The sequence below is a fragment of the Streptomyces sp. NPDC045968 genome (assembly GCF_056430475.1).
This window is the reverse complement of sequence record NZ_JBWKLF010000001.1, coordinates 1-16,529: the sequence shown is the minus strand read 5'-3', so window position 1 is coordinate 16,529 and position 16,529 is coordinate 1. Positions and strand designations below refer to the sequence as shown.

General features: G+C 69.6%; 14 protein-coding genes and 2 rRNA genes. 7 read left to right on the top strand and 9 right to left on the bottom strand.

Annotated features, from left to right (window positions below):
* Positions 1-170: 170 nt before the first annotated feature.
* Positions 171-746: a GNAT family N-acetyltransferase gene (locus AC07FA_RS00080; RefSeq protein ID WP_479072399.1), complete on the top strand. Its 576-nt coding sequence runs from the start codon at positions 171-173 to the stop codon at positions 744-746.
* Between the two features lie 94 nt (positions 747-840).
* Entirely contained in the window at positions 841-2,016 is a 1,176-nt protein-coding gene (locus tag AC07FA_RS00075; protein ID WP_479072398.1) for a winged helix-turn-helix domain-containing protein, read from the top strand.
* 25 nt (positions 2,017-2,041) lie between these two features.
* Here the strand turns inward: AC07FA_RS00075 and AC07FA_RS00070 are convergent, their stop codons facing one another.
* The 7 genes from AC07FA_RS00070 to mtnA form a co-directional block, all read right to left on the bottom strand.
* Entirely contained in the window at positions 2,042-2,800 is a 759-nt protein-coding gene (locus AC07FA_RS00070; protein WP_479072397.1) for a response regulator, read from the bottom strand.
* A gap of 188 nt (positions 2,801-2,988) precedes the next feature.
* Positions 2,989-3,681 carry a ribosome hibernation-promoting factor, HPF/YfiA family gene (gene hpf, locus AC07FA_RS00065; RefSeq protein WP_479072396.1) on the bottom strand — a complete coding sequence of 231 codons (693 nt, stop codon included), beginning with the start codon at positions 3,679-3,681 and terminating at the stop codon, positions 2,989-2,991.
* A gap of 330 nt (positions 3,682-4,011) precedes the next feature.
* Entirely contained in the window at positions 4,012-4,752 is a 741-nt protein-coding gene (locus tag AC07FA_RS00060) for a ComF family protein (protein ID WP_479072395.1), read from the bottom strand.
* Between the two features lie 60 nt (positions 4,753-4,812).
* On the bottom strand, positions 4,813-6,636 hold the full coding sequence (locus AC07FA_RS00055; RefSeq protein ID WP_479073399.1) for an LpqB family beta-propeller domain-containing protein: 1,824 nt from the start codon (positions 6,634-6,636) through the stop codon (positions 4,813-4,815).
* Positions 6,637-6,670: 34 nt separating this feature from the next.
* Positions 6,671-8,680: an MtrAB system histidine kinase MtrB gene (gene mtrB, locus AC07FA_RS00050; protein ID WP_479072394.1), complete on the bottom strand. Its 2,010-nt coding sequence runs from the start codon at positions 8,678-8,680 to the stop codon at positions 6,671-6,673.
* A gap of 1 nt (position 8,681) precedes the next feature.
* A complete protein-coding gene (mtrA, locus tag AC07FA_RS00045; RefSeq protein WP_187281934.1) occupies positions 8,682-9,371 on the bottom strand; it encodes a two-component system response regulator MtrA in 690 nt (229 codons plus the stop codon).
* 4 nt (positions 9,372-9,375) lie between these two features.
* Positions 9,376-10,521, bottom strand: a complete 1,146-nt coding sequence (gene mtnA, locus AC07FA_RS00040) for an S-methyl-5-thioribose-1-phosphate isomerase (RefSeq protein WP_479072393.1) — start codon at positions 10,519-10,521, stop codon at positions 9,376-9,378.
* Between the two features lie 140 nt (positions 10,522-10,661).
* On the opposite strand from mtnA, the gene AC07FA_RS00035 reads away from it, so the two are divergent.
* From AC07FA_RS00035 to AC07FA_RS00015, 5 genes are read left to right on the top strand one after another with little or no spacing between them, the layout of a single operon-like run.
* A complete protein-coding gene (locus tag AC07FA_RS00035; RefSeq protein WP_479072392.1) occupies positions 10,662-11,867 on the top strand; it encodes a DUF7847 domain-containing protein in 1,206 nt (401 codons plus the stop codon).
* 4 nt (positions 11,868-11,871) lie between these two features.
* Entirely contained in the window at positions 11,872-12,558 is a 687-nt protein-coding gene (locus tag AC07FA_RS00030; protein WP_479072391.1) for a DUF4129 domain-containing protein, read from the top strand.
* Positions 12,555-13,790: a DUF4350 domain-containing protein gene (locus tag AC07FA_RS00025; protein ID WP_479072390.1), complete on the top strand. Its 1,236-nt coding sequence runs from the start codon at positions 12,555-12,557 to the stop codon at positions 13,788-13,790. Before AC07FA_RS00030 ends, AC07FA_RS00025 begins: the two co-directional genes overlap by 4 nt.
* Positions 13,787-14,815 (top strand): AAA family ATPase, encoded by a 1,029-nt coding sequence (locus AC07FA_RS00020; protein WP_479072389.1) that lies wholly within the window; start codon positions 13,787-13,789, stop codon positions 14,813-14,815. The genes AC07FA_RS00025 and AC07FA_RS00020 overlap by 4 nt, the downstream gene beginning before the upstream one ends.
* Before the next feature lie 10 nt (positions 14,816-14,825).
* On the top strand, positions 14,826-16,139 hold the full coding sequence (locus AC07FA_RS00015; protein ID WP_479072388.1) for a DUF58 domain-containing protein: 1,314 nt from the start codon (positions 14,826-14,828) through the stop codon (positions 16,137-16,139).
* A 124-nt stretch (positions 16,140-16,263) separates the two neighbouring features.
* Here the strand turns inward: AC07FA_RS00015 and rrf are convergent.
* Together rrf and AC07FA_RS00005 are read right to left on the bottom strand one after the other, a co-directional pair.
* Positions 16,264-16,380 (bottom strand): 5S ribosomal RNA (rrf, locus tag AC07FA_RS00010).
* A gap of 76 nt (positions 16,381-16,456) precedes the next feature.
* Positions 16,457-16,529: ribosomal RNA gene (locus tag AC07FA_RS00005) — 23S ribosomal RNA — on the bottom strand; the annotation flags it as partial.

Here is a 16,529-nt window from a genome sequence, read left to right as displayed (position 1 = left end):
GTGGGCCCCACCGCAACGGCCATCGTAAGCGAGGACCCCACCGCGTCGGGAGGGCTGCTGCCGCGTGGACCTCGCCGCACCCTTCCAGGACAACGGACGGAAGGGCCCGAAGGTGCCGGGAAGCGGCAAAAGTGCTCGCGCGACGGGCCTCGCGTCACCACAATCTCCCCATGGAGCCGATCACTCTCACCACCGAACGCCTCATCCTGCGCCCCTTCGCACCGGACGACGCCGACGGTGTGTACGCGGCCTGTCAGGACCAGGACATCCAGCGCTGGACGGTGGTCCCCTCCCCGTACGCGAGAGCCGACGCGGAGATCTTCACGGCCGCGCTGTCGCCCAGGGGCTGGCAGGACGACTCGATGTACAACTTCGCGGTGGCACTGCGGGACAACGGTCTGCTCGTCGGCGCGCTCGGCATCAACCACCGTGTCCTGCCGGGGACGTACGAAGTGGGGTTCTGGACCGGCAAGGAGCACCGCGGCCGCGGTTACATGACGGAGGCGGTGCTGGCATCCGCCCACTGGACGTTCACCTCGCTCGGCGCGGACCGGCTGGAGTGGCGGGCCGAGGTCGGCAACACCCCGTCGCGGTCGGTCGCCCAGCGGGCCGGTTTCCGGATGGAGGGCGAGCAACGGTCGGCACTGCTCAACAAGGGAGTGCGCCGCGACGTCTGGGTCGGCGCGCTGCTGCCGTCGGACCTGGGCCTGCCCGGCAACGACCCGTACGTGCCCGCGAGCCGCTGACCAGCGAGGGGCGCCATCGGTACGCACCATCCGCGCGGACTCTTGTTCCCCGACTCGCACCCGACTGTCAGTGCCCCGCTCTAGGGTTCGGTGCATGACGCCCGTACCGCTCCCCGCCGTGGAACTCTCCGCCGACCAGGCCCGCCGGATCGCCCTGCGCGCACAGGGCTTCCTCGGCGCCCCGGACCGCCGGGCGGGGGTGCCGGGCGTGCTCCGTCATCTCGGAGCCGTACAGCTCGACACCATCTCGGTGCTGGCCAGGTCGCACGAGCTCGTTCCGTACGCACGTCTCGGTGCCGTCGCCCGCCGCACGGTCGAGGACGCGTACTGGTCGGGCGGGCGCTCGTTCGAGTACTGGTCGCATGCCGCCTGCATCCTGCCGGTCGAGGAGTGGCCGCACTTCGCGTTCCGCCGCCGCGCCTACCGCGCCCGTCCGCAGTGGCACCACGACCTGCCCGACGGGGCCTACGAGACGGTGATCAGACAACTGCGCGCCGAAGGCCCGCTGACCGCCACGGAACTCGGCGGCGCGAAGAACGGCGGCGAGTGGTGGGACTGGTCGGCCTCGAAGGTGGCCGTCGAGCGGGCGCTGATGTACGGCGAGGTGGTCTGTACGGAGCGGCGCGGCTGGAAGCGCGTCTACGACCTCGCCGAGCGCGCCATCCCGGACGCCGTCCTCCACGACGACCTCGACGACTCTGAGTGCCACCGCAGGCTGGTGGCCCTGGCGGGCAGGTCGCTGGGGGTCGGCACCCGGGCCGACATCGCGGACTATCACCGCCTCAAGGGCGAGCAGTTCGACGCCGTGGTGGCGGACTCGGGTCTGGTGCCGGTGTCCGTGGAGGGCTGGGCCAAGCCCGCCTGGGCCGACCCGGAGGCCCTGGCCTCGGAGCCGCGCGGACGGCACCGCACGACGCTGCTCTCGCCCTTCGACTCGCTGATCTGGGAGCGGGCACGCACCGAGCGGATCTTCGGCTTCACGCACCGCCTGGAGGCGTACGTGCCCAAGCCGAAGCGGGTCCATGGGTACTTCGCCATGCCGCTGCTGGCCGGCGGCAGGCTTCAGGGCCGGGTCGACCCCGCCCGTGAGGGCACCACGCTGGTCGCCCGGCAGGTGTCCCTTCTGGGCCGGAAGGCCGTGACACCGATGGCCGAGGCCCTGGTGGAAGCGGCGTCCTGGGTCGGCTGCACGAACGTCCGGCTGGACCGTGTCGACGCCCCCGAACTGCGCGAGCCGCTCATGGCGGAAATCGCCCGCGCTCTCACCTGAGCGGATTCTTCGGGATCATCCGGTCTCACCGGATCTCGAGGATCTTCTCCCGCATGGCATAGACCACGGCTTCCATCCGGGAGTGGAGCTGCAGCTTCTCCAGAATATTGCGGACGTGGTTCTTGACCGTGTTCTCGGAAATGAACAGCTCCTTCGCGATATCGCGATTGTTCATGCCCGTAGCAACGAGTTTGAGGACCTCCAGCTCACGCTCCGTGAGCCGCGGCGCCGGGACGAGCCTGCGCTCATCGGTGCGCTGGATCATCGACTTGAACTCGGTCAGCAGTTTCGACGCCATCGACGGACTGATCTGGGACTGCCCGTCGGCGACCGCGCGAATCGCCGTGGCCACCTCGTCGGTGGAGATCTCCTTGAGGAGATATCCGGTGGCGCCGGCCTTGATCGCCTCGTAGAGGTCGGCTTCCTCGTCGCTGATCGTCAGCATGATGATCTTCGCGCTGGGGGCCACCTCCTTGATGGAGGTGCACGCCTCGATGCCGCCGCGCTTGGGCATCCGTACGTCCATCAGCACGATGTCGGGCAGCAGGTCGGCCGCCTTGTCCACGGCTTCCGCCCCGTCGCCGGCCTCGCCGACGACCTGGATGTCCTCCTCCTGCGCGAGGACGATCTCCAGACCCCTGCGGAAGAGCGCGTGGTCATCGACCACGAGAACCCGAATGGGTTCCTTGCGGGAGCCGCTGTTGTTGTCCACGTCCACGCCGGTAACCGAACCGGCGGCATCGTCGGCATGCGCATCGCGTACGGGCCCGAAGGTGTTCGCCATCGTTCCTCCCCCTGAAGGCCACGGCCTGTCGTCCACAAGCTGTCCGCCAACGGCAGCTCATGGAGCCCCGATTGGCCTGGGACGCCATGCTTTCATGCCTGGACGCCGGAGGCGGTGATCCAGTCGTCGCACGCGGGTGCCCCTGGGGGCGCACAGGCGCTCCAGGGGCACCACGAATTGGTGTGGCGTCAGCCGCCCAGCGCACCGCCCGCGCCGCCTGCTTCATCAGCGGCGAGCGGGTCCGTCACCAGTCGGATGACACCGTAGTCGTAGGCGTGCCGTCGGTAGACGACACTGGGCTCCTTGCTCTCCGAGTCGACGAACAAGTAGAAGTCGTGCCCGACCAGCTCCATTTCGTAGAGCGCCTGGTCGAGCGCCATCGGTGCCGCGACATGTGTCTTCTCGCGCATCACCAGCGGTCCTTCGCCCTGTACCTCGAGCGAACCGATCTTGGTGGTGGGCACACTGCCTGTCGACGTCTCATCGGCGACCAACTCGCCGTTCCCGTTGAACGAGGCCGCGCCCGGCACGATCTCTCCGACCTCGGCAGCAGACAGCCGACCGGAGCCCCGGCGGCTGTAGCGCTTGTCGTGCTGCTTGCGCAGCCGCGCCTCCAGCTTGCCCGTGGCCAGGTCCAGCGCTGCGTACGGGTCTGCCGCTGCCGCTTCCGCCCGGATGACCGGCCCGCGGGAGCGAAGCGTGATCTCCACCCGGTCGGAACGGTCGGCCTGACGGGGATTCGGCTCCTTGGACACCTCGACGTCAAGGCTGATCACCTTGCCGTCGAAATTCTGGATCTTGTCCAGCTTCAACTTCTCGGCCACGTGCTTGCGGAACCGCTCGGGCACCTCGGTCTTGCGGCCCTTGACGACGATGTCCACGCAGAACTCCGTTCCCGGATCGCTCCGCTTCAGCGGCGGAGCATTTCCCTTTTGCACCAAGCTCCGGTGATGGCCGGAGCCTCGGACTCGGTGGCTTTCACCCCCTCCTCCACCTCCGGCAAGGTCTCCACCCCACCGGCTTCCAGCGTTTCTGGACTGCCGATGAGCTACCTGCCCGAAACCTGGTGGTGCATTCGTCGAGGTCTGGGATTCACCATTCCTCACAACCGAACATAGCCTGCTCGGCAGGGTGTCGGCACCCGCTACTCGCGCGTACCTCCGTTCAGGTTCATTTGCCTACTCACTACCTGCAACGACGCAAGTTCTCCGTCAGTTCCGGTTTATTTCGAAGGCGGACGGAGAGGCTGTCACAACCGCAGCTCGCAGGGGGTGCTCCCCGCTGTTCTTCCAGCGTGCACCGGCATCCGCCGGGGCGCCTGCCCGCACGGCACGCGCCGCCTCCGCCAACGAGGCGCCCGTCGTCATGAGGTCGTCGACCAACACCACGTGGCCGCCCGCGAGAAGCCGCCCGGCCCCGCCCACCAGTTCGAGCGCCCCGGCCAGATTCGCCCGCCGCTGTCCGGCCTTCAGCCCCGCCTGGTCAGCCACGGCCCGCCGCTGCCGCAGCGCCCCGAGGACCCGGGCAGGTGTGCCCGTGCGCCGCAGTTCCGCCGCGGCGGCCAGGGCGATCCGCCGCGCCGGATCATGCCCCCGCGCGGCGGTGGAAATCCGCGCCGAGGGTACGGGCACGAGCAGCGTCGGCCCCGCAGCACCCGTATGCCCCGCCCCGGCCCGCACGGCGCCCGCCAGGGCGCTTCCGAGAGCCCCGGCCAGTCCTAGTGCGCCCCGCTCCTTATGGGCCAGGAGCACCGCTCGTACGGCGTTCTCGTACGGAGCCGCGGCACGCACCACCGGCAGCCCGGCCGGCTCGGGTGCGGGTCTCACCCGGCGCGGCGTCGCACCGAGCAGCGCGGCCCGGCACTCCTCGCAGAGCTCAGTACGCGGTCTGCCGCAGCCACCACAGGCCACCGGCAGGACCAGTCCGGTGAATTCCCGCCACCATCCCCGCATCCCCACACTGTGCAGGGGTGGCCGTCAACCGGCCACCCCTGTGGAAAACTCCGGACCGCCTCAGCCCGGGTAGACCAGGGACGAGCCCGCCTTGAGGACCGTCTGCCAGTTGTCCCCCGGGGACAGCTTCACGATTCCGTCGCCCTCGGTCTCCGCCATCAGGGGAAGCTGCTCGTCGTCCGCCGCCGCGACCGCCGTCACCTGGTTCACCCCGGGCAGCACACCGGAGGGCGATGTCGAGCCGTCCGCCTGCACGTACCGCACCTGCTGCACGCCGCCCTCCTCCTTGCCGACCACGACGAGGCGGCTGCGGCCCGACCAGGAAATCGCTGACACGTCCGTGAGCTGCGGCGCGGCCTGGCGCAGATCCTCGACGGAGACCTGCGGCTGCTCCTCGGAGCCCCGGCGCTCCACCCGCCCGATCTTCAGCGTCGTGCGCCCGTCCTTCGACAGGAGCAGCAGCGCGATCCGCACCCCGTCGGCCGACATCCGCAGGGCCTCGATCCGTCCGCCGTTCAGGCTCGGCACGGTCACCTCCTGAGGCGTGCCCTTGCCGCCCACCAGGCGCAGCAGCCTGGGCCCCGCCGGGTCCCGGTCGGCCACCCACAGGTCGCCCAGGCCGTCCCAGCTCGGAGCCGAAAGCCGGTCCTCGGGCTCCCTGGCCCCACTGGTCACCACCGGCTCGGCGAGTTCGCCGTCCGCGACCAGGGAGGAGACGTACAGGTCCTGATGGTCGGCGGAGACACCCGCCGCCAGCTGCTCGTCGCGGGCCACCCCGACCGTGCTCATCGGCACGGCCCCGCTGCCGAGCGGGCCGGTCACGGCCTCGGGGTCGCCGGTGCCCTTGGTGCTCCCCGGTATCCGTTCCACATGCCCCTTGGCATCGACGAAGTACTGGCTGTCCGGCGCACCGGAACCGTTGTCGGGGGCGAATTCCACCGCCTCTTCCGACCCCAGCGAACAGAGCCGGCCCCGGTCGCTCCGCAGCTCCACCTGTTCGACGCGCGCCGAGGTCAGGTCCCGCAGGGTGAAGAAGACCTGGGCGGCCATCATCCGGCAGGCCGTCCGGCCGACGTTGTCCGCGTTCCTGTTGAGCGGCACCTTCAGCACGTTCTGATCGTCGGGCGCCAGGGAGGTGACGCCCTTCTTCAGCGCCGTACCGGTGGGGAAACGGGAGTCGGCCACGGGCCGCAGCCAGTTCGTCGGTCCACCGAGAAGGGCCCGGACCGTCTGCGTGGCGGTGTCCATCCGCGTGACCGGGTCCGTCCGGTTCCGTACGTAGACGGGGTCGGCCACCAAGGCGGAACGGCCGTTGGTGCGCCCCGTGGCGAAGTAGTACTTGTTGACGGAGCGGTAGAGCCGCCTGAAGTCGGACTGCCCGAGCACCAGGCCGTCCGGCACGATGTCGATGCGCCACTCCTGCTTGCCGTCGGCCCCCTTCTCCTGCACCAGATGAAGGGTCTGGGAGTAGTCCGTGGGCGCCAGCGGCTGGTAGGAACTCTGGGCGTCCACCGCGGCGACCTGCTCACCGGTCAGCGTGTAGGCGCCCTCCGTTCGCTTGCGGTCCTTGTCGTGCAGCGAGGGGCCCTGCCTGTTGGGTGCCTTGGCCAGCACCGTGGTGCCCGCACTCGGCTTCCAGGTGCGAGCCGCTTCCTCGGTCAGGTACTTGCGGGTCGTCATGAACTTGGGGTCGTCACTGGTCATCGACTCCAGGAAGCCGTCGACCACCTCGGTGGGCGTGGCGCCTTCCCGGGGCGCCACCGCGTACACCTGCACCTGGGAGTCACCGGGCTGCGAGGCGTCGACCGGCTTCACGTCCCCGGTGACGGGCATGGAGGCACACCCGGCGAGCACCACGACGCCGCAGCAGAGCAGCGCGGACATCCGCACCGCGCGTCCATGGCCGCCCTGCAGACGGTCAGTGTCCACGAGTCGTGTCCTCCCGGTCCGGGTCCTGCGCTTCGTGGCCGGCGCCGCCGCCCGGCCGGTCCCCGGCCTGACGCGCCACCACACGTGCACCATTGCCCGGCAGCGCGGCCGGATGGACGGATGCCGGTGCCGTGCGCGGCGCCACGGGGGCGCGTGCGGGCACGGCCGACTGCGCGTGCTCCGTTGAACCGGCCTGGCTGGGCACGGCCATCAGCCGGTGATCACTCACGGTCGCCGGACCGGCCTCGGCGCGCTCCCGGTTCTCCCGGTTGCGCCGCGAGTCCTCCGGCTCCAGCGGTATCGGTGAGCCGCGCAGCGGTTCGTCCGCCGTACGCGGCAGGGTGAGCCGGAACTGCGAACCGCCCCCGGGCTCGCCCCACGCCTGGAGCCAGCCACCGTGCAGCCGGGCGTCCTCGACGGCGATCGAGAGCCCGAGACCGGTACCGCCGGTCGTACGGGCCCGGGCGGGGTCGGCCCGCCAGAAGCGGTTGAAGACCCGGGTCGCCTCGCCGGGCTTGAGCCCGACCCCGTAGTCACGGACCGCCACGGCCACCGCGCCCTGGGCCACGCCGAGCCGCACGACGACGTCCCGGCCCTCACCGTGCTCGACGGCGTTGACCACGAGGTTGCGCAGCACTCGCTCGACACGGCGGGCGTCGGCTTCCGCGATCACCGGCTGCTCGTCGCCGACCACCCGGATCCGGGTGCCCTTGCGCTCGGCCAGCGGCTCGGCACCGCCGATCACCCGGCGTACGACCGCACGCAGATCTATCGGCTCGGCCTCCAGCGCCGCGGCGCCCGCGTCGAACCGGCTGATCTCCAGCAGATCGGAGAGCAGCGACTCGAAACGGTCCAGCTGGTCCCCGAGGAGTTCGGCGGAGCGAGCCGTCACGGGGTCGAAGTCGGCGCGCGCCTCATGGATGACATCGGCGGCCATCCGCACGGTGGTCAGCGGGGTCCGCAGTTCGTGCGAGACGTCCGAGACGAAACGCCGCTGCATACGGGAGAGCTCCTCCAGCTGCTGGATCTTCAGCTGAAGGTTCTGCGCCATCTTGTTGAAGGCTTCACCGAGCCTGGCGATGTCGTCCTCGCCGGTGACCTTCATACGCTCCTGGAGTCTGCCCGCGGAGAGCCGCTCGGCGATGCCGGCCGCCATCCGTACGGGCGTGACGACCTGCCGCACCACGAACCAGGCGATCGCCCCGAGCAGCACCACGACGAACAGCCCGGCCGTCGCCAGGGTCGTCATGACCAGGCTCAGGGACTTCTCCTCCTGCGTCAGCGGGAAGAGGTAGTACAGCTCGTACGGATTGTGGTCGATGTCGTAGAGCCGCTTGCCCACGACCAGCCCGGGCTGCGACTCCTTCCCGTACGAGTACCGGATCAGGGAGTAGGTCTGGAAGGCCCCGGGCCCCTTGTCCACGTCGTCCCGCAGGCTCTGCGGGACGCTGGAGGCGTCCACACTGCCCGAACCACGCGGCGCACGGCTCGTCGCGCCCCCGTCGACGGAGTCGGCGCTGAGCGCGACCACGTTGAAGGCGTTCTTGCCGCCGCTGGCGAGCTGGTCGACGAGCTCCGTACGCCAGGAGGTGTTGGCTGTGACGCCGTCCGCGCCGTCCTGGCCCCTGCCACCCGGGACGAGCGGTTCGTTCGCCTTCTCCTGGGCAGCCGCGAAACCGCCGGCGGCCTGGGTCTGGGCAGCCTTGCCCTTCGCCTCGAGCAGGCCGTTGCGGACCTGCCCGATCACGACGAAGCCCAGCAGCAGCACCACGCCGATCGACATCAGCAGGGTGCCGGCGACGACGCGCAGCTGAAGATTGCGCCGCCACAGCCGCACAGCCGGCAACAGCGGACGTCGCACCCAGCGCACCAGCAGACGGGGCACGGGGCCGCCCTGCAGTACACGGCCCAGCCGAGAGGACTTCTGTCCCGGACCGGCAGCCCGCTCCGTACGGACTCCCGGCTCCCCGGGCTTCGGAGCAGCGCTGCCCAGGGTCATGTCAGCTCGGTCCGGCCTTGTAACCGACGCCTCGGACGGTCACCACGATCTCCGGCCGCTCCGGGTCCTTCTCGACCTTGGAGCGGAGCCGCTGGACATGGACGTTCACCAGACGGGTGTCGGCGGCGTGGCGGTAGCCCCACACCTGCTCGAGCAGCACCTCACGGGTGAAGACCTGCCACGGCTTACGGGCGAGCGCGACCAGCAGGTCGAACTCCAGCGGGGTCAGCGCGATGGACTGCCCCTCCCGCTTCACCGAGTGACCGGCCACGTCGATGACCAGGTCACCGATGGCCAGCTGCTCCGGCGCAGGCTCTTCGGACCTCCGCAAACGCGCCCTGATGCGGGCAACCAACTCCTTCGGTTTGAACGGCTTGACGATGTAGTCGTCGGCCCCGGATTCCAGGCCCACCACCACATCGACCGTGTCGCTCTTGGCAGTGAGCATGACGATCGGCACACCGGACTCGGCCCTGATCAGCCTGCAGACCTCGATGCCGTCCCGACCGGGCAGCATGAGATCGAGCAGAACCAGGTCCGGCTTCGCCTCACGAAATGCAGCAAGTGCCTTGTCACCGTCCGCTACGAACGACGGCTCGAAACCTTCTCCACGCAGCACAATGCCGAGCATCTCGGCCAGTGCGGTGTCGTCGTCGACGACAAGGACGCGTCCCTTCATAAACGACATCATCCCATTAGCTAATCGTTACCTGCGATGACCTGGCACACAGCTCTGCCAGTCCGACCCCCGTGACCGGGGAAATTACGCCCTCCTCCGTGACGATCGCCGTGACCAGCTCCGGCGGCGTGACGTCGAATGCGGGGTTGTACGCCGGTGTCCCCAGCGGTGCCACGTGCAATCCGCCCGCTTCCCCGTCGGGTGACACCATGTGCGGAGATGTGAGCTCCGTCACTTCTCGACCGGACCGCTGCTCCACAATGATCGCTTGCCCGTCCGCCGTGTCCAGATCGACGGTCGAGACCGGCGCGACGACGATGAACGGAACATGGTGGTACTTGGCGAGCACCGCCAACGGATAGCTCCCCACCTTGTTCGCCACCGAGCCGTCCGCAGCGATACGGTCCGCCCCGATAAGTACGGCATCAACCTCGCCCGCGGCAAACAGCGAACCCGCCGCGTTGTCCGTGAGCAAGCTGTACGCCATCCCGTTCCGCGCCGCTTCATAGGCGGTGAGCCGGGCTCCCTGGAGCAGCGGACGCGTCTCGTCCACCCACAGCCGCCTGAGCCGGCCGGCCCGGTGCGCCTGGAGAACCACCGCGAACGCCGTGCCCTCACCCCCCGACACGAGGGCCCCCGTGTTGCAGTGGGTCAGGAGCTGATGCCCCCCACCGGGCAGAAGCTCCTCCAGGAGCGTCAGACCGAACCGTGCCATACGCCCGCTGGCCGCCGCGTCCTCCCGGTGCAGAGCCCGCGCCTCGGCGAGCACCGCCCCGGCCGCCTGCTCCGCGTCCAGGCCCTTCTCGACGGCAGCCCAGTACACCCGGGCCACCCGCCGGACCCCGTACCCGAGATTCACCGCGGTGGGCCGCGCCTGCTCCAGCAGGCCCGTCGCCTCGGCCACGTCATATCCACGGGCCGCGGCGAGCGCCACCCCGTAGCCCCCGGCGATTCCCAGCAGCGGAGCCCCCCGGACCGCGAGGGTCTGGATGGCGCGCACCAGCGCGGGTACGTCGGTACAGACCAGTTCGACTTCCTCGACCGGCAGTCGCGTCTGGTCGAGGAGGACCAGCACGGGACCTTCCGGAAGCTCGTCCCAGCGGAGTACGGAGAGCGCGGGGGGCTCGATGCCCGCCGCCGATTGCGCATCCTGATCAGCCATCCGCCCAGTCTGCCCGGTGAAGCGCCCACAAATGAAGGCTCAAAGGAGATAGAGCGCCCGGCCCGCACCGCAGCGTCGCGTGGCACGATGGCTGCCAACCTGCCGCCCCGATGAGCGGACGGGATCGTGAAGGAGCGAGAATGAACGACTCTCCGGGCTGGGCCTCGCCCGGATCTGCCCCCTCCGACAGCCAGGAGACGGGAATCCCCCGGCCCTCCCAGCCCGCGGACGCAGGCAGCCCTGCACCCCAGTGGTCTCCCGCGCAGCCGCCCCCCGGGCAGTGGTCCCCACCGAACACGTCCGGCACCGGCCCCGGAGTGCCCCCACCCGCCCCCGGCTGGGGCGGCGCTCCCCAGGGACCCGGATGGGGCCGAGCGCCCATGGCGGCGAAGCCCGGTGTCATCCCGCTCCGCCCGCTGAGCATCGGGGAGATCCTCGACGGCGCGGTGTCCACCATGCGCGCCCACTGGCGCACGGTGCTGGGTGTCAGCCTCACCGTCGCCGTGATCGCGCAGATCGCGATCATTCTCATCCAGCGCTATCTGTTGCCGGACCCGGTATCGGTCGACCCGAACGCCGTCGGCGCCGAGGCCCTGCGCCAGGCCGCGGACTCCATGCAGTCGACTCTGATCACCACCGCCCCGTCCACACTCATCTCGATGATCGCCACACTGATCACCACAGCGGTGCTCACGGTAGTGATCAGCCGGTCGGTGCTGGGCCGTAACGCGACGCTCTCCGACGCCTGGACCGAGGCCCGTCCCAGGCTCCCTCAGCTGCTCGGACTCACGCTTCTGCTCAGCCTGATGAGCGCCGCGATCATGACGGCCGGTCTGCTCCCCGGCATGCTGCTGGGCTCCACCGCCGGGGTCCTCCTGGCCGTGTTCGGCTTTGGCGCCGCCCTTGTCGTCGTCCTCTGGCTGATGGTCCGCTTCACACTCGCCGCTCCGGCGCTGATGCTGGAACGACAGTCGATCCTGACCTCGATGCGCCGGTCCGCCAAGCTGGTCCGGGGCGCGTGGTGGCGCACATTCGGCATCCTCGCGCTCACCTACCTTCTGGTCATCGTCGTCGCGCTGATCATCGGCATCCCCTTCGCCGTCATCGGCATCGCCGTCGACAGCGGCGGACTCAGCGACCTGATGAACGGCAACGCCGCCGAGTTCGGCTGGCCGTTCCTCATCGTCTCGGGCATCGGCGAGGTGATCGTCTCGACGCTGACCTACCCCTTCACCGCAGGAGTGATGGCGCTGCTCTACGTCGATCAGCGAATCCGCCGAGAAGCCCTCGACCTCGACCTGGCCCGGGCCGCGAACGTGCCGGGCTACGACACCCCCAGGAGCTGATGCAGTGTCGGGGGCGGGGGTCACGACATCGATACGGCGATTCATCAGGGCGGACGACATACCCGTGGACATCCCACGCGTCCCCGCCCGCGAGGCGGCCGAGGACGAACTGTCCAAGCCGATGTACCACGAGAATGATCCGAACCTCCTCCAACGCGGCCTCAACAGCTTCTGGGACTGGCTCGGCAGCCTCTTCGACACCGTCGCAGGCGGCGCACCGGGCGGACCGCTCGGAATCATCCTGGTCGTACTGATCGTCGTGGGCCTGGCCGCCGCCCTCTGGTGGCGGCTGGGCACCCCCCAACGCACTGTCCGAGCAGCCGACGCCCTGTTCGGCAGCAGCACCCGCAACGCGGACGCGTACCGCACCGCGGCCGAGACGCATGCCGCCGCCGGCCGCTGGACCGAAGCGGTCCAGGAACGCATGCGCGCCGTGGTCCGCACCCTTGAGGAACGGGCCCTGCTCGACCCGCGCCCCGGCCGCACCGCGGACGAGGCCGCCGCCGAAGCGGGCCGGCCGCTCCCCCGGCACGCCGACCGACTCCGCGCCGCCGCCCGGGTCTTCGACGACGTCACGTACGGCGGCCGCACCGCGGACGAGCAGGCGTACATCACGCTGCGCGCCCTCGACCTCGATCTCATGGACGCCAAGCCCTTGCTGACCAGCACGGTCCAGGGAGCCGACGCATGACCGAGACCCTCACCGCCTCCCCCACCTCGGCGTCCCCCACCGCACGCCAGGTCTGGAACCGCACCCGCGGACTGATGCTCGCCCTGCTCATCCTGGTCGTGGCGGGCATCACCCTCGCGGCCATGCGCTCCGGCGACCACCACGGCCGCCTCGATCCCCGCTCCGCCGACCCGCAGGGCAGCCGCGCCGTCGCGGAACTCCTCAAGAGGAGCGGCGTCTCCGTCGACGTCGTCACCACACTCGACGAGGCCACCACCGCGACGGGCCCCGACACCACCCTCCTCGTCACCGCGCCCAACCTGCTCACGACGTACCAGCAACGCCGGCTCCACACGGCGACAGCCGACTCCACCGGCCGCACCGTCCTGCTCGCTCCCGGCCCTCTGTCCCTGCCCCACCTGGTCCCGGGTGTACGAGCCGAGTCCTCCAGCCCCGTGAAGCCGAGGGCCCCCCGCTGCGAACTCCCCGCCGCCCGCAACGCGGGCACGGCCGAGACAGGCGGTATCCGCTACACGGCGCACGCCCTCACCACCGCCTCCTGTTACCTGAGCGACGGCCTCCCCACTGTCCTTGTCGTCCCGGAAGAGCGAGCAGGTGACACCGTCCTGCTCGGCTCGTCCCACCTGCTCCACAACAACCGGCTCGACCAGCAGGGCAACGCCTCCCTGGCCCTGCAACTCCTCGGTTCCCGCCCGCATCTCGTCTGGTACCTCCCTTCACTCGCTGATCCCTCCGCCACCGCAGCCGACAAGGAGCGCGGAGACCGGGCCACCGACGACGACAGCGCCGAAAGCGACTCGGCGAGCTTCATCGACCTGATCCCCTCCGGCTGGCTGTGGGGCACCCTGCAACTCGCCGCCGCCGCCGTACTCGCCGCCATCTGGCGCGCACGGCGCCTCGGCCCACTCGTCACCGAACGGCTTCCCGTCGTCATCCAGGCCTCCGAAACCACAGAGGGCCGCGCCCGCCTGTACCGCAAGGCCAATGCCCGCGACCGAGCCGCCACCTCCCTGCGCTCCGCCGCCCGGGCGCGCATCGCGCCGCTCGCCGGGGTCTCCCCCCGCGATGCGCATTCACCCGAAGTCCTCCTCCCCGCGATCTCGGCCCGCGTCACCGACAGCGGCGGCGGTCTCCACGCCCTGCTCTTCGGTCCGGTGCCCGCCGACGACGCTGCTCTTGTCCTCCTGACCGACCAACTCGACGCCCTCGAAAGAGAGGTACGCACTTCATGAGCGCCCCGACCCCCGAGTCCACGGAGCCAAAGGAGGCCGCCTGGGCCCCCGCGGTCCACTCGGACTCCGCGGACTCCGACAGCGCCCGAGCATCCTTGGAAGCCCTGCGCTCCGAGATCGCCAAGGCCGTGGTCGGTCAGGACCCGGCCGTCACCGGACTCGTCGTCGCGCTGCTCTGCCGGGGTCACGTCCTGCTCGAAGGAGTCCCTGGCGTGGCCAAGACCCTCCTGGTCCGAGCCCTCGCCGCCTCATTGGAACTCGACACCAAGCGTGTCCAGTTCACCCCGGACCTCATGCCGAGCGACGTCACAGGCTCTCTCGTCTACGACGCCCGCACGGCGGAGTTCTCCTTCCAGCCCGGCCCGGTATTCACGAATCTCCTGCTCGCCGATGAGATCAACCGCACGCCTCCCAAGACACAGTCATCCCTCCTGGAAGCCATGGAGGAACGCCAAGTCACGGTGGACGGAACCCCCCGCCCGTTGCCCGACCCGTTCCTGGTGGCCGCGACCCAGAACCCGGTCGAATACGAGGGCACCTACCCCCTCCCGGAAGCCCAACTGGACCGCTTCCTCCTCAAACTGACGGTTCCCCTTCCGTCGCGCGAGGACGAGATCAGCGTCCTGACCCGTCATGCCGACGGCTTCAACCCCCGTGACTTGAAGGCAGCGGGTATCCGCCCCGTGGCCACACCCGCCGACCTGGAGGCCGCCCGCTCGGCCGTCTCCAGGACCAAGGTCTCCCCGGAGATCGCCGGCTACGTCGTGGATATCTGTCGCGCCACCCGTGAGTCCCCCTCACTCGCCCTCGGCGCCTCTCCCCGAGGCGCCACAGCTCTGCTTTCCACCGCACGCGCCTGGGCCTGGCTCACCGGCCGGGACTACGTCATACCGGACGACGTAAAGGCTTTGGCGCTTCCCACACTCCGTCATCGCATCCAACTGCGGCCCGAAGCGGAGATGGAAGGAGTCACCCCCGACTCCGTCATCACCGCGGTGCTCGCTCACGTCCCCGTGCCCCGATGAGGAGGTGACCATGGCCCTCACCGGACGAACGGCGCTACTGGCTGCGCTGGGGTCACTCCCCGTAGGCATCCTGGCCCCGAGCTGGACAGGCATGCTCGCGGTCAACGCCCCGCTTTCTCTAGCAATTCTGTGCGACTACGCCCTGGCCGCGCCAGTGCGAACGCTCCAGTTCACCCGATCCGGCGACACGTCTGTTCGACTGGGTGACGCGGCAGAAGTGCAACTGACCGTAATCAACCCCTCGCGTCGTCGCCTCCGGGCCCACCTGCGCGACGCCTGGCCACCCAGCAGCTGGCCCACCGGGGCCGACCACACCGCGTCCCGGCACGAACTGACGGTGCCGGCCGGCGAACGGCGACGCCTCACCACATTCCTCCGCCCGACCCGGCGAGGAGACCGCCAAGCCGAGCGGGTGACTGTCCGTTCCTACGGCCCCCTCGGCCTGGCGGCCCGGCAGGGAAACCATCAGGTCCCGTGGACGGTCCGGGTCCTCCCGCCGTTCACCAGCCGCAAGCATCTGCCTTCCCGACTGGCAAGGCTGCGCGAGCTCGACGGACGAACCAGCGTGCTCACGCGTGGGGAGGGCACCGAGTTCGACAGCCTTCGTGCCTACGTGCCCGGTGATGACACCCGCTCCATCGACTGGCGGGCCACCGCCCGGCAGTCCGCCGTTGCTGTGCGCACCTGGCGCCCCGAGCGTGACCGTCACATTCTGATCGTGCTGGACACCGGCCGTACATCGGCGGGCCGAGTAGGTGATGTTCCTCGTCTCGACTCGGCGATGGACGCCACCCTGCTCCTCACCGCCCTGGCGACGCGTGCCGGTGACCGCGTCAACTTCCTCGCCTACGACCGTCGAGTTCGCGCCCAGGTCCAGGGCAGCACGTCAGCGAGCGACATCCTGTCGACCATCGTCCAAGCCATGGCTCCGCTGGAAGCCGAGCTCGTCGAGACGGACGCACGTGGTCTGAGCACGGCCGTACTAGCGAGCGCGCCCCGCCGCTCCTTGATCGTCCTTCTCACCAGTCTGGACGCAGCCCCCATCGAAGACGGTCTGCTCCCGGTCCTGCCTCAGCTCACCAAGCGCCACACAGTGCTGCTGGCCTCGGTGGCCGACCCCCGGATCGAGACGATGACTCGGTCACGGGGCACAGTGGACGCGATCTACGAGGCAGCGGCCGGCACTCAAGCCCAGTCCCAGCGGCGCCGCACAGCGGATCAACTCAAGCGCCACGGTGTGGTGGTCGTCGATGCCACCCCCGAGAAGCTCGCGCCCGCGCTGGCCGATGCCTACTTGGCTCTCAAGGCTGCGGGCCGGCTCTAAATCCGACGCATGGCGTATCTCAGCAGCAAGCGAGCGAGCAAGTAGAAAGGAACCGCCTGCCAAAAGGCGGGGTAAACGCAGAAAAGCCCCGTACCTTGCGGTACGGGGCTTTCCCGGAATAATTGTTCGGCGGCGTCCTACTCTCCCACAGGGTCCCCCCTGCAGTACCATCGGCGCTGAAAGGCTTAGCTTCCGGGTTCGGAATGTAACCGGGCGTTTCCCTAACGCAATGACCACCGAAACACTATGAAATTTGAACGCTGGCATAAACACAGCTGTTCGTTATTTCAGAACTAACACAGTGGACGCGAGCAACTGAGGACAAGCCCTCGGCCTATTAGTACCAGTCAGCTCCACCCGTTACCGGGCTTCCACATCTGGCCTATCAAC